Annotated in this window: 13 protein-coding genes and 2 pseudogenes; 11 read left to right on the top strand and 4 right to left on the bottom strand. The window is 44.9% G+C overall.

What is annotated here, in order from left to right; genetic code table 11:
• The 3 genes from NDA06_RS24670 to NDA06_RS24660 all read left to right on the top strand — a co-directional run.
• Nucleotides 1-216, top strand: a 216-nt coding sequence (locus NDA06_RS24670) for a hypothetical protein (RefSeq protein ID WP_348251897.1), incomplete at its 5' end; no start/stop codon positions are given.
• A gap of 15 nt (nt 217-231) precedes the next feature.
• Nucleotides 232-1,044: a lycopene cyclase domain-containing protein gene (locus NDA06_RS24665; protein WP_190986349.1), complete on the top strand. Its 813-nt coding sequence runs from the start codon at nt 232-234 to the stop codon at nt 1,042-1,044.
• A 47-nt stretch (nt 1,045-1,091) separates the two neighbouring features.
• Nucleotides 1,092-2,552, top strand: a complete 1,461-nt coding sequence (locus NDA06_RS24660; RefSeq protein WP_190986348.1) for an RtcB family protein — start codon at nt 1,092-1,094, stop codon at nt 2,550-2,552.
• 35 nt (nt 2,553-2,587) lie between these two features.
• Here the strand turns inward: NDA06_RS24660 and NDA06_RS24655 are convergent, their stop codons facing one another.
• On the bottom strand, nt 2,588-3,400 hold the full coding sequence (locus NDA06_RS24655) for a hypothetical protein (RefSeq protein WP_190432582.1): 813 nt from the start codon (nt 3,398-3,400) through the stop codon (nt 2,588-2,590).
• A 30-nt stretch (nt 3,401-3,430) separates the two neighbouring features.
• Between NDA06_RS24655 and NDA06_RS24650 the strand changes: the two genes are divergently transcribed.
• The 5 genes and pseudogenes from NDA06_RS24650 to NDA06_RS24630 all read left to right on the top strand — a co-directional run.
• The gene (locus tag NDA06_RS24650) at nt 3,431-4,315 is read left to right on the top strand and encodes a GTP-binding protein (RefSeq protein WP_190432584.1); all 885 of its coding nucleotides are present in this window, start codon (nt 3,431-3,433) and stop codon (nt 4,313-4,315) included.
• A gap of 4 nt (nt 4,316-4,319) precedes the next feature.
• On the top strand, nt 4,320-4,751 hold the full coding sequence (locus NDA06_RS24645) for an archease (RefSeq protein ID WP_190986370.1): 432 nt from the start codon (nt 4,320-4,322) through the stop codon (nt 4,749-4,751).
• Nucleotides 4,752-5,147: 396 nt separating this feature from the next.
• Nucleotides 5,148-6,611 carry an ABC transporter permease gene (locus NDA06_RS24640; RefSeq protein ID WP_199324154.1) on the top strand — a complete coding sequence of 488 codons (1,464 nt, stop codon included), beginning with the start codon at nt 5,148-5,150 and terminating at the stop codon, nt 6,609-6,611.
• 30 nt (nt 6,612-6,641) lie between these two features.
• Nucleotides 6,642-6,866: a hypothetical protein gene (locus NDA06_RS24635; protein ID WP_199300367.1), complete on the top strand. Its 225-nt coding sequence runs from the start codon at nt 6,642-6,644 to the stop codon at nt 6,864-6,866.
• 18 nt (nt 6,867-6,884) lie between these two features.
• Nucleotides 6,885-6,983, top strand: a pseudogene (locus tag NDA06_RS24630) (archease); the annotation flags it as partial.
• Nucleotides 6,984-7,097: 114 nt separating this feature from the next.
• Here the strand turns inward: NDA06_RS24630 and NDA06_RS24625 are convergent.
• Nucleotides 7,098-9,284, bottom strand: coding sequence for a hypothetical protein (locus NDA06_RS24625; RefSeq protein ID WP_348251896.1), 2,187 nt, complete (start codon nt 9,282-9,284; stop codon nt 7,098-7,100).
• A 111-nt stretch (nt 9,285-9,395) separates the two neighbouring features.
• The gene (locus NDA06_RS24620; protein WP_190532054.1) at nt 9,396-9,782 is read right to left on the bottom strand and encodes a hypothetical protein; all 387 of its coding nucleotides are present in this window, start codon (nt 9,780-9,782) and stop codon (nt 9,396-9,398) included.
• 179 nt (nt 9,783-9,961) lie between these two features.
• Between NDA06_RS24620 and NDA06_RS24615 the strand changes: the two genes are divergently transcribed.
• From NDA06_RS24615 to NDA06_RS24605, 3 genes and pseudogenes are all read left to right on the top strand, one after another.
• Entirely contained in the window at nt 9,962-10,645 is a 684-nt protein-coding gene (locus NDA06_RS24615) for a Uma2 family endonuclease (protein WP_190987183.1), read from the top strand.
• Nucleotides 10,646-11,302: 657 nt separating this feature from the next.
• Nucleotides 11,303-11,485: pseudogene (locus NDA06_RS24610) on the top strand (chlorophyll a/b-binding protein).
• Nucleotides 11,486-11,818: 333 nt separating this feature from the next.
• The gene (locus tag NDA06_RS24605; protein WP_190532048.1) at nt 11,819-11,989 is read left to right on the top strand and encodes a hypothetical protein; all 171 of its coding nucleotides are present in this window, start codon (nt 11,819-11,821) and stop codon (nt 11,987-11,989) included.
• Nucleotides 11,990-12,207: 218 nt separating this feature from the next.
• Here NDA06_RS24605 and NDA06_RS24600 read toward each other — a convergent pair.
• Nucleotides 12,208-12,905, bottom strand: a 698-nt coding sequence (locus NDA06_RS24600) for a cytochrome P450 (RefSeq protein ID WP_348251895.1), incomplete at its 5' end; no start/stop codon positions are given.

The following is a 12,905-nucleotide window of genomic DNA, read 5'->3' as shown; positions in this document are numbered from 1 at the left end:
TGCAAAACGCAAAAAAAGTCTATGGAACCAACAGAAACCAATCCATCCCAAAAACTGGCAGACAAGAACTCCAAGCCAATTACTCAGGTACAACGAGATAGTGTAATTACCTCTGAAGACTTGCCTCCGAAGGCATTTCGCATCAGCCTGACGATAGCAACTCTGGCGATTGTGTTGCTGTTTTTTGGCTTTTACTTCGGCATCATTAATGTTTAGAGTATTGCTAGCAAGATGAGCTACTTTGCATTTCACCTTGTCTTTATCCTGCCACCAATCCTCTTTCTAGCATGGGTTCAACGCCAACCTCTAGCTGGTATCGGAGGACTGAGAGCGTGGTTAGGACTGCCCCTGATTGCGCTGATTGCACTGATTTATACGACACCGTGGGACAATTACCTGGTTTGGCACGACGTATGGAACTATGGCACGGATCGGGTGGTGGGTACGATTGGCTACGTGCCCGTTGAGGAATATTTATTCTTCATCCTTCAGCCACTCCTAACGGGTCTGTGGCTGTACTGGCTGTTTCCTCGCACAACTGAGCCAGCACAGGAGGAGGATTCTCCTTGGCTGCGAGCATCTGGCATCGTTTTCTGGCTCGTTCTCAGCATTGCGGGAGCTTTTATGTTGCAGTCGGATAAGACTGTCTACATGGGGCTAATTTTAGCTTGGGCAGGCCCCGTACTGGCGCTACAGTGGGGAGTTGGAGCAAAGCAACTCTGGGCGAGAAAAGATGCTTGGCTGATTGGCACTCTAATCCCCACAGTTTACCTGTGGATAGCCGACCGCATTGCCATCGGACAGGGCATTTGGAGCATTTCTGAGACCTATAGCATTGGATTTAAGCCGTTTGGGTTGCCGATTGAAGAGGCGACATTCTTTTTAATCACGAACCTGCTAGTGGTGCAAGGACTTTTACTGTTTCTATTGGTGGGGAAGATGCGATCGCTTCTACCACTCATCTCTTTCCCTATTCTCAATAATGGGCGACCAGAACTTCCAAAAGCTCTTGCTCCGGTAGAGCCTGGAAACGATACGGTTTGAGATGGTTGCCTCTATTTTCCACATCACCTTTTGGGAGTAAAACCGAGATGCCTATTAAGGAATTTTTAGAACAAATTTCTGACACGGTATGGGAAATTCCGGTTTCCTACAAGGAAGGGATGCGCGTTCCCGCCCGGATTTATGGAACAGAGAAGATCATTTCCGAATTAGACGAAGCGGTTTACGACCAAGTAACGAATGTCGCGACGCTTCCAGGGATAACCAAATATGCTATGTGTATGCCTGACGGACACTTTGGCTATGGTTTTCCCATTGGTGGCGTGGCGGCGATGGATGTGGAAAAGGGAGGCGTGATTTCCCCCGGCGGTATCGGTTTTGATATCAATTGCGGAATGCGTTTGATGGTTACAAACCTCACCTACCATGAAGTCAAACCCTATATCAAAAAGCTGGTAGATAGGCTCTACGAAAGGGTTCCTGCCGGAGTGGGAAGCAGCGGTTTTGTAAAATTATCGCGGAATGACTTTCGCAAAGTGGTCGAACAAGGCGCTCAGTGGTGCGTTAATAATGGCTATGGTTGGGAAGAAGATTTAGAATTCATTGAAGAAAACGGCTGCATTAAAGGTGCTGATTCTGCAAAGATTAGTGACAAGGCGATTGACCGGGGTTTCAATCAAATTGGAACTCTAGGATCTGGCAATCATTATTTAGAAATTCAAGTTGCTCGAAAGCAAGATATTTTCGATCCAGAGTTAGCCAAGACAATGGGAATTACCATGCCGGATCAGGTGGTGGTGATGTTCCACTGTGGAAGTCGCGGATTTGGTCATCAGGTGGCAACCGACTATCTGCAAAGATTTTTAAAGGTAATGGATAGCAAGTATGGAATTAAAATACTAGACCGAGAATTAGCTTGTGCGCCCTTTGATTCTCCGGAAGGACAAGCTTATTTCGCTGCGATGAAATGCGGCATCAATATGTCTTATGCCAATCGTCAAGTGATTCTGCATCGCATCCGCGAGGTATTTTCGGAAATCTTTGAACGTTCGGCGGAAGACTTGGGGATGCACATGGTTTATGATGTCGCACATAATACCGCCAAGCTAGAGAGTCATATTGTGGATGGGAAAAAGCGATCGCTCCTCGTCCATCGTAAAGGTGCAACTCGCGCTTTTGCAGCAGGAATGGCAGATATTCCGGAACGCTACAAGAACATTGGTCAGCCAGTTATTATTGGCGGCAGTATGGAAACCGGATCTTATTTATTAGTCGGAGTCCCCACTGGCGACCAAACTTTCTTCAGCACTGCACACGGAAGCGGACGCACAATGAGTCGTACCAAGGCGCGAAAAGCTTGGAAGGGAGAAACACTCTTGAAGGATATGCAGAAGAAGGGCATTTATGTCCGCAGTACCTCAATGTCTGGACTAGCAGAAGAAGCGGGTGCAGCTTACAAAGACATTGATGATGTAATTGAAGCGGCGGAGTTAGCGGGGATTAGTAAAAAGGTGGTGCGGTTGACACCGATTGGAAATATTAAAGGATGAAGCAAATTTAACATTTGCGCGATCGCCATCTCCTACTAAAATTCTGGCTTTTTAGGTTGCTCTAAAAATTCCAAATCTTTACAGAAACTAGGCTTACCTTTTTTGAAGTCACTAAGCTTGTATTTGTAGAGGGTTCCTTGTTTGGCAAACACTAAATTACCCAGAAAATCCCAAGTAGCCCAGTCAATAGAATCAAGAAGATCGGGATATTCATCTAACCTAAACTTGAAAGTATAGCCACGTTGCAAAAAACCTGTGTAATACATTCTTAATGTCGGATGCTCTCGACTCGGCTGCCAATACCAGCCGTCGTCATTTTCGCACTTGACCGTATACGTTTTGGAATTCTCAACTTTCACATTATTGCCGTAATTGTCTCCAGCTCTAGTCCATCCATCCCGCTCTAACCGGGGATATAGTACGCCTAAATCTTCTCCTCCAAACTGGGAATTCAACTGTCCTAATTTAAAAGGGATGCTGCCTTTTGGCTGTCCCAAACCATTCAATAACAGTTCTTTCTCATCTTTCCAATAGCCTCCTCCAAACCACGTTCCCATATTGTCTGCCTCCAAGTGGGTTTTTAACCGAGGCAACAGACAAACCCCGCTCCAGGTGTTGCCATTACGCCCCCCCATCGCCAAATAAACCATCCATTTTCCATCGAAAGATATATCGCATCTTTTTGGATATAACTTACCGTTAAACCAAGACCCATATTCTAGGCAATCGTCTTCTGTATTCCAACGAATGATGTGGAAAACTTTTGACGGCTTTCGTCTGATTACAGCGACGTAGGGCGAGCCTTTCGCTGGAAGTAAATGTATTCTCGCTGGAATTTCTTCAATCATCGCAGTGCAGTTCCATCAAAGGGATAGTTTATGCAGGTACGCACGCCATTAACAGTGATTACGGGGCCACTCGGAAGCGGAAAAACAACTCTGCTTCGTCACATTCTCGACTCTTTTCCTAAAAAGATTGCCATTTTGATGAATGAATTTGGCGAAATTGGTATTGATACTAAAATCATTCAAGGCAAAAATGTCCAAATGGCGGATCTCGGTGGTGGTTGCGTCTGCTGTTCGCTGTTAGGCGAGTTTGAAGCCGCTGTCAATGAAATCATTGATAGCGTTGACCCGGATAATATTGTGGTGGAGACAACTGGAGTTGCAGAACCAGATGCGCTGGTGTTCGACATTCAAGAAAGCTTAACTAAAGTGCGACTGGATGGAGTTGTTACGGTTATCGATGCCGATGCAATGGTGAAATATCCGTCTGTGGGACATACCACTAGGATACAAATTGAAGCAGCAGACACCCTCCTTTTGAACAAAGTTGATTTGGTTTCTGAAAGCGAGTTAAAGGCGATAGAAGATAAATTGCGCTCCTTCAACGAAGTCGCCTCAATTTTGCATACTAAGCGATGCCAAGTAGACCCAGATTTACTATTTGGTATTGGTCGAGAGCGAGTTCAACCGCAACCTCACCACGTTCACCAACTTGAATTTGAATCCTTTAGCACGACAAGTCCTGCGACTTTCGATCGCCAATGTTTTGGAGAATTTGCCGACTCACTTGGGACAGATGTTTATCGGGCGAAAGGTTTTGTACGATTTCCTGAAGGAAACTATCTATTTAATTTCGTGGCTGGACGTTGGGATCTAGAGCCATTTGAACAAGAGGGGACGGAGCTAGTTTTTATCGGTAAACAGGTAAGCGATCGCAAGGAAGAAATTATTAGTCAGTTAAAGACGTGTGAGCAATAGTCCTATGCCTTATGAGTTTCTCGAAGATGTTGCCACTGCTGATATTGCTTTTCACGCTTGGGGAAAGGATTTAGAGGAGCTTTTCATCGCAGCGGGTGATGCAACCCTTAACGTGATGATTGATAATCTGGATGCGATCGCGCTAACCGAGACGCGCACCTTCAGCTTAGAAAACGATGAATTAGATATGCTGCTGTTTAATTTCCTGCAAGAATTTATCTACTACAAAGACAGTGAGTTACTACTGCTGAGGGCGCAACAGGTTGAGATATCCGAGAAAGATGGAGTGCATCAGCTAAGTGCAGTTACGAAGGGAGAAAAGCTAGATAGCGATCGCCATCAACAGCGAGTAGATGTCAAAGCGGTTACTTTACACCAGTTCCAATTGGAAAAAACCGATGACGGTTGGACAGCAATGGTGATTCTTGATATTTAGTGCGTATCTGCAAAAAGGCTTTGCAAATTGTAAATGCCGATGTGGATATTTTAAGATTGCAGCGAATATTGCGGTTCTCAATTGAGTGGAACATAGGTTGTTTGTAGGGGCGAATGAATTGCCTCTACTCTGTAGTTTCTCAAAGAATGACTAATTCTCCTTTAAGTCAGTGATATTCGATTTAAATACTCTGACCGGGGAAAATATTACCCAAGCTAAGCCTCTCTAGCCTACGGCACGCTACGCTAACGCCGACTCACCAAAAACCCAAGTTTGGAAACCTGCGAAAGCAGATTTCGTCTTTCGTCTGTATATCCATAACTTACAGGATACCCTTATCCTTCCAATCGCAGTGGGTATTTATAAACATCCTTTCAAGAGGAGATTTTTCCCATAATGCACAATTTTGTAGAACCACTGGGTAACTGGAATCCCCAACTGTTGCGGGAACTCAAAGGACGTCTTAAACCTCGCAACATTCTGTTGGCAAGTGTTATCTCTGTGCTGGGTCAAATTGGAATATTCATGTATTTTCAAACCCAGCTCCCGAATCCTATTAACCGAATCGCGGATATCTACAATAAATATTGCACGGGCAAGCCCCTTCCTAATAGTAAGGAACCACTATGTCTGCCGGATGGATTGGACAATTTGATCATCAACTCGCAATTATGGTCACTAGACCGATTTATATCCCTGAGCATTATTGGCATCTTAATCCTGTTACTAGCAGGAACCTATTTGCTAATTAGTGATTTGGCTACTGAAAAACGTCGCGGCACCCTCAATTTCACTCGGCTCAGCCCTCACTCTACTGCGAGTATTTTGACGGGAAAACTGCTGGGGGTTCCGATTTTGATTTATCTGGTAGCCGTCGTTGCAGTTCCTTTCCATTTGTGGGCTGGACTCGCCGCCAAAATTTCTTTTGGACAAATTTTGAGTTTCTATGGGGTTCTCGTTGGTAGCTGTATTTTCTTTTACAGTGCTGCGTTGTTATATGGCATTGTCAGTTCTTGGCTGGGCGGTTTTCAAGGTTGGTTAGGCAGTGGTACGGTTCTGGCTTTACTAATGCTAACTAAGGGAATAAGTACGACCAGTTACTATAATTCAACGACTTGGCTGAAGCTGCTTAACCCCTTTTGCCTAATCCCACATTTGTCTGCTAGTTCTTTTAATGAAGCTTTTGCCACAGGGTTGGAAGGGTTTAAGTGGTTTAGCTTACCATTGGGTGACAGTGTTTTAACTGCCGTAGGCTTTGTGCTGTTAAACTACAGCATTTTGACTTGGTTTATTTGGCAAGCTTGGCAGCGTTGTTTTCGTAATCCCAAGGCCACTATGTTAAGTAAGCAGCAGAGTTATTTGTTAACTGCTTGCTTTACAGTTTTGACTCTAGGATGTGCCAATTACAACTCCATAGAAAATCGTAGCGTTTACGCTGCGCCGCTGTTAGAAAACCTCTTGGCACTATCGTTGTTGAATCTGTTGCTATACCTCTGTTTAATTGCTGCTGTGACGCCTCATCGCCAAACTCTACAGGATTGGGTAAGCGCTCGACCCAAGAGGGGTTCTAATAGCAAGAGATTCGCTGATAGCTCGTTGGTAAAGGATTTAATTTGGGGTGAAAAAAGTCCAGCGGTAGTAGCGATCGCGCTGAATGTAGTGATTGCGATCATCCCCTTGGCTTTATTTATTTTACTCTCCCCTGCACAATCAGCTACTGGTATAAATGCTGCTGCAAAAGTAAATGAGAGCAGAACTGGGGCGTTGTTTGGTCTTACTTTAGTGGCTAGCTTAATCCTAATTTACGCAAGCATAGCCCAACTGCGATTATTCATGCGAACTCAGCAACGGACGCTCTGAGCAGCGGGAACGCTAGGGACACTAATTGTATTGCCACCAACTATTTTTGCGGTACTGAGAATTCACCATTTCGATCCCTTGGCGGTGCTGTCGCTGTCTATTGTCTCTCCTTTCGCTCTCTTACTAGGCTCGGAGAAAATTTTTCTGCTAATTCCAGGTCTGGGACTAATACTGGTATTGTTGAACCTGCAACTGACACGCCAGTTGCGGCAAGCAGGCAAGCAAATCAAAGGCTCTAGCCACGTCACCTCGTAGTGATAAACGCGCGATTGTCATCAACAACGAGTAGATGTCAAAGCTGTTACTTTACACCAGTTCCAATTAGAAAAAACTGATGACGGTTGGACAGCAATGGTGATTCTTGATATTTAAGGCTTGTCTGTGAATTCGAGAATTGAGAGCGATCTCATTTTTTTGGGAATTACTCTCAGTGCTGTTCCACTTTTAATCTAATTGCTTGAGAAGTTTCCGTAAGAACCAGGCTCTTTACCAAAGAATTCTACCGAGAAGACCATCTACCCAAGAAACCCTCTCAAGGTCATGCCATAGCCAACTGTATGCCAGCTCTGTCGCGGAGTTGGGATTGAACACATCAAGATTTGACCAAGACATAGTATAACCAATCCACGTAGCTGCTTCAGGACGTAGAGAATGTAGTTGCTCATCCAATGCTGAGCGCAAATGGATATAGTCTATGGAGATATCTCGCTCCCCAACGCTGAGTTCGACAATACTTTGACTACCGTGAGGAAGTACCTCAAAATGCCAATGAATACCGAAATCCCCCTGCTGAACAATTACACCTACAAAGCGGACAGGTAGCATCACTGCTGTTTTTAGCTGAGGTGCCAACTTTGGAAACCATGTATCAACAAGTTGCTTGTATCCCTCAATCGCTCCTGAGTACACAGCCTTGGCACGAGCTAACAGCTGCTGTTGAGTATAACTTTTCCCGATCCATCCATCTCTAAGACCAAGGTCTGGTTCAGGCAAAGGAGAGCGCAACTCTACTTCTCCTGCTTCACGGAGATGGTTGATTTCTGCCATAAGCTGATTGAGGTATAGTGTACGCCTTCTGTTCGTCACCCCTGAAGGAAAAATATTCAGTGGTAATTTAGCGAGACATTCCTCAATTTCGATTAGAGAGATAGGAGTGTAATTAAACTTTCCACGGCGAGTGACCGTAAGTGCTGTCTGCCAAACAGCTTCTCGTAAAAGAAGACCATCATTAATTGGCAGTTCACGATTTTGTAATAACTTAGACAGTGAATAAACAAGCTCATTCAATGTCCACTCCCAAGCCCAAGCCGACTTGGGGCTAGGCTTTCCACCACGAATTGTGGGCCAACCGGATGAGGCTCCGAACTGGGAGAATTGCAACTTGACTACATCAGCGAGGTCATCACTCCCACAGTACCAAGAGGTTGTAAGCCGTTCTTCGTCTATGTGTATTCCTATTGGTGGCAGTGTCCCATCATCTCGGACAGGAGAAATAAGCTTAAAGAGTGGGTCAATACCCCTTACCCATGCCTGCATTGCTGTCTGTATTCGTTGTCCACATTCAGATGACGATGGTAAGGAAACATTCTGTATACCGTTCCAAATCCTTCTGGCTAATTCCTCATTGACAATTTCTGCGGCAAAAGCTGGGTGCTTCTCAGCAAGTGGTACCAGTAGCTTTGATACTCTGTCATGGTCGAAAGAACCAACAAAAATAGCTATTGGATACCGCCAACGTTCAAGTCGCTCAGAGTCATTGGTAAGGTCATTTGGATCAGGTATGCCAGCAGCTAAACTTTGTGCTGCAAACCACTGAGTCAGGATTGGTAGTGAAAAACTAATGGTTCCAGCATCCTCAACGACTAATCCTGAGTCTAAAAGTATTTGTAATTCTGATCTTGATGCCACCTCAGTTTTAGAAACTAGACCTTTACTGCGGTCAGTAGAAAGAGCTGCAAGGTGTTGTAGCAGTTGCTCAACATTAGGGTTACTTGCTCTTGCCTGTTGGAGGGAACGCTCAACAAGATTTGATAGCAGTTCTCCTACAGAACTAGGTGCTATCATGTCTCGGTCTCGTAGGTAGATACCAAGTAGGACAGCAAACAAAGGTCGATGAATAGCATCATGGACTGATTGAGACCATCTCAAAGCCGCATATGCCGTAATTTGTTGTCCTGAGAATCTTTCAACCAGAGCATATGCCTCTTCATCGGAAAGTAGAGGAACTTGAACAGCTTCCTCTGATTCAACAAGGGTAGGAATTGGTCTACTGGTAATAACCACAGTAGTTTTTAACCAGGCGTTGACGAGAACGCAAGCTTCGTCACATAACTGAACAGCCAGGTCACTGCCCAACTCATCAGCCCCATCGATGATTACTGCAACACCTTGAGCGATTGATGCTCCTGGTAATTTACGGATTTCAGCTTCTACAGCTTCTTGTAGCGAACTTGTAAGCTTCTTCGCCTTCAGATATACAGGCACAGGAGCATTACTACTTTCTTCAGCTTGCTTAATCAACCTTTGAAAGAGGCGTTCCGCAAGCAGTGACTTGCCAGCCCCAAATTCTCCAATAAGTACAATTAGTGGCTTATCATCACACGGCTGTAATTCAGCCCAAGGTGTGCCAATAGATGAATAATCAGTAAGTTTAATCGCTTCAGTGCGAGGCATTCCCACCGCTCGCCAAAGAGCTATGCACCGTCCTCTAGAAAGCCCAGCCAGCTCTTTTAACCTTTCAGTAAGAGACTTTAACTTTACCCGTTCCCCTTCGGGTGACTGTAGTCAGAAATTGAAGCTAGGGTTATTGATTATGGGATTTCCGCCCTTAATGTTTATCCCTTGCCAATTCTCAATGGTGGTAATTGGCAGCTGAGCCTTGACAGCATCCGCTAAAGCTTGAACAGCAGTAGCAATCTCAGGATCTGACTTGGCGGCTGATTCTATTTTTTCCACCAAGACGGCTTCGCCATAAATCTCAGGTTGTTGTTCAACTAATTCTGGACGTTGTGCAACCATTTCCATCGCACTTGCGGTGTCAGGAGATTTATGCCTGAGCAGTTGCATTAACTTACCGCCTTGCTCTAGTGCCTTTTCTCCCAGCACTTCACCTGTCTTTTCAAAGGCTTTGGTTAAAACTAGAGTGACGAGCGCGCCAGCTGTAAGCGACATAGGTTCCATGCACCACAGTTATAGGTAGATGTGTTGCCCTAGTTTTAACTTAGTCTCTGCTGATTTGCAAAGACCTGTTTAAGTAGTCAACAACAACAAAAGGTGACATTGCCTGCAACTACAACTCGACTGCCCTGCCTAGTTAAGATACAAGCAGTAAGTTACCAGAGGGAAACGTCATGGTACAGTACAACCCGTTGCAGCATCTTCCCACCGCTGAAGAACTGCCTGAAACTGACCATAAGCCTGTGGAAAGTCAACTACAAATTCTGGTTGCCAGCTTATTAGGAGATATCCTAGCTTGGCTTTGGCAGAACCGCACAGACTGGTTTTGGGGCATCAATATGGGGGTCTACTATGACCCTGAAAAATCTGCAATTGTCCCTGATGGATTCTTAAGCTTGGGAGTTGAACGGTTGACTCGTGCTGGGGGACGGTTGAGTTATGTTATCTGGCAAGAAGACAAGGTTCCTCTTCTGGCACTTGAGTATGTCTCTAAAACTTACGGTCAAGAGTACGACAGCAAGAAAGATGAGTATGCCAGTATTGGCGTGTCGTACTATGCGATCTACAACCCGGAGTACCATAGGCGTGACAAGCACAAACCCTTTGAGGTTTATCGCTTGGTGGATGGGCAGTATGTGCTGCAATCCGGCGAGCCAGTGTGGATACCTGAGATTGGCTTAGGAATTGGTAGGGCGCAGGGTACTTATCGGGCTTGGACGCGGGAGTGGCTGTACTGGTACGACCAGAATGGTAATCAACTCTCTACACCCGCAGAAGTTGCACAGCAGGAGCGTCAACGGGCAGAACGTTTGGCAGAGCGACTGCGGCAGATGGGAGTTGACCCCGATACTCTGTAGAAATGCGATAAGCCTGACGGCATGCTTCGCTAACGCACGGTAGTAATTTATCAGTGCGATCGCATCTGGATCTATTCCAGTTCAAGTTGAGCGATAAGCGAAGAGCTTTCGCAACGCTTACCCGCTTTTCTCAATTTCAGCTTGGGTGCTGGAAGCGATCGCTTCAAATTTCCTCCTCCCTCTCGCTATTACCTATCTGCTGAACCCTTATCGATAGTTTCCCAAAATACATCATTCTTTATACAGAGAAATTAATCGCAAACAAATTTCTCTGATATTTAGACAATACTCATTCAGTATTTTTAGGCTAAATATTCTATCCCCCCTACCCCCTTCTACCTTTAACAACCTGAGGTGCTGTAGTCTTAAAAACTAAAAATTGGGGGGATTGCTTTTTTTTGCAGACGCTTCGTGAAAAAAATACTTCAGAGATTTAGTCAATACTCATTCAACATTTTCAGGCTAAATATTCTATCCCCCCTACCCCCTTCTACTCTGAATAGGATGATGTGCGGTAGACAAAGAAGTTTGGGATCGGGGGGGATTAGTGATTACGAATAAGTTGCTGAAATGGGATAAGTTTTACTACTTTGGAAAGAACATTATAAGATTTGTTTCAAATAATATAGTTAAAAGAAAACAGTTTAGAGCGAGCTTATGCAGATTGTAGATAGAGAAGAAAGTTTGAGCTACAAACATTACAGCAGCGAATGAAAATGGGGTTTTACCCCTAGCGCTGAAATTTGGAATGGTCGTTTGGCAATGGTGGGCATTGTGATTGCTGTCCTCATTGATTTAGTAAGCGGTCAGGGAGTTCTGCAATTTTGGGGAATCCTATAAGCAAGGCGATCTCTTGCTAATTTCTCTTACCGTTCCCCGCCTTTATATATGACTTTCTTCTTTTTACAAAGTCGCGTTTGGAATTTAAATAATGCAAATTTTGCCAGAAAAAACAGAACAACAATATACTGAAGCTGCCATTAACATAGAACAAGGCTTCACACCAAATTCGGAAATTTGGAAGGGTCGCTTTGCCATGATAGGTTTTGTATCTATCCTGTTATAGAGGCATTAAGTGGACAAGGTATCGTTCATTTTCGGGGTGATATCCTCAGCAATCTTTGGTAATTTTTCTAATCAATTGAAATCATTGAAATCTAAATTCGGAGCATTATGACAACTGAACAACCAAAAAATCCCAACCAGACTGATGCTGTGCAGCACGATAGCGAAACACCTCTTGCTAAGAAACCCTCTGTTCTATTTATCCTCAGCACTTCAATAGGACTGATCACCATTATCACTGTGGTTATAAGTGTTTATCGCGGAGTTGCTGGCTTCTAGTTCTACTCAATAGAAGTTCTAAACGCTGGTATTTTCTTAAAGAAGTTATCAGCGTTTAGAGCTGATTTATTGCAATTCTCGTTTGAATGCAGTACGGTTTAACCTTACCCCTGCCCCTCCCCTGTAGAGACGCGATATATCGCGGCTAAAACGTTTATCTTCCTTGCAAAGGAACTTTGCTCTTGGGTGAGGTTTTTGAAATCGAAATAGGCGATCGCTTATCGCTGAGTCACCAACATCTTCATGCCATGTTTTGGGCGGAGTGTTAACGAGGGTTGCAGCACCACCGGATACTCTGGTTGTAGCGTCAGGCGAAACTTTTGCGCGATCGCTGCCAGTAGTAAACTTGCCTCCATCATCGCAAATGCCTTGCCAATGCAGATTCGCGACCCGCCACCAAAGGGAAAATAGGCAAAGGTAGGCAACTTCTTGATGAAATTATCTGCCCAACGATCCGGGTTAAAAACTTCTGGATTTTCAAAGAAGCGAGGATCTCGGTGCATCGCCCACTGATTGATAAACACAGTTGTACCCGCTTTGACCTCATACCCCCCCAGAACGCAGTCTTCTACGGCACGTCGGCTCATTCCCCACACTGGCGGATACAGTCGCATTGATTCCAACACAACTCGCTCTGTATAAGGCAACTGACGTAAATCGGCAACCGTGGGTGCGCGATCGCCCAACACCCTCTTCAATTCTTCTTGCAATTTCGCTTCTATTTCTGGGTGCTGTGCAAGTAGAAACCATGTCCATGTCATGGCGTTAGCAGTCGTTTCGTGACCCGCCAAAAAGAGAGTCATTGCCTCATCTCGCACTTGGCGATCGCTCATCCCAGTTCCATCAGATTCATCCCGCACTTGAAGCAATAAAGAGAGTAAATCGCCTGTGTCCTTACCGCTAGCTCGTCGCTGGT

The organism is Trichocoleus sp. ST-U1 (assembly GCF_039961835.1).
Taxonomy (GTDB): Bacteria; Cyanobacteriota; Cyanobacteriia; order Cyanobacteriales; family FACHB-T130; genus FACHB-T130.
This window is presented reverse-complemented; position numbering and strand designations above follow the sequence as displayed.

Excerpts from the sequence above, each read along its gene's own strand:
- NDA06_RS24650 (WP_190432584.1), top strand. The coding sequence starts at position 3,431 with ATGCAGGTACGCACGCCATTAACAGTGATTACGGGGCCACTCGGAAGC.
- NDA06_RS24655 (WP_190432582.1), bottom strand. The coding sequence starts at position 3,400 with ATGATTGAAGAAATTCCAGCGAGAATACATTTACTTCCAGCGAAAGGC.
- NDA06_RS24620 (WP_190532054.1), bottom strand. The coding sequence starts at position 9,782 with ATGTCGCTTACAGCTGGCGCGCTCGTCACTCTAGTTTTAACCAAAGCC.
- NDA06_RS24615 (WP_190987183.1), top strand. The coding sequence starts at position 9,962 with ATGGTACAGTACAACCCGTTGCAGCATCTTCCCACCGCTGAAGAACTG.
- NDA06_RS24625 (WP_348251896.1), bottom strand. The coding sequence starts at position 9,284 with ATGCCTCGCACTGAAGCGATTAAACTTACTGATTATTCATCTATTGGC.
- NDA06_RS24645 (WP_190986370.1), top strand. The coding sequence starts at position 4,320 with ATGCCTTATGAGTTTCTCGAAGATGTTGCCACTGCTGATATTGCTTTT.
- NDA06_RS24665 (WP_190986349.1), top strand. The coding sequence starts at position 232 with ATGAGCTACTTTGCATTTCACCTTGTCTTTATCCTGCCACCAATCCTC.
- NDA06_RS24640 (WP_199324154.1), top strand. The coding sequence starts at position 5,148 with ATGCACAATTTTGTAGAACCACTGGGTAACTGGAATCCCCAACTGTTG.
- NDA06_RS24605 (WP_190532048.1), top strand. The coding sequence starts at position 11,819 with ATGACAACTGAACAACCAAAAAATCCCAACCAGACTGATGCTGTGCAG.
- NDA06_RS24660 (WP_190986348.1), top strand. The coding sequence starts at position 1,092 with ATGCCTATTAAGGAATTTTTAGAACAAATTTCTGACACGGTATGGGAA.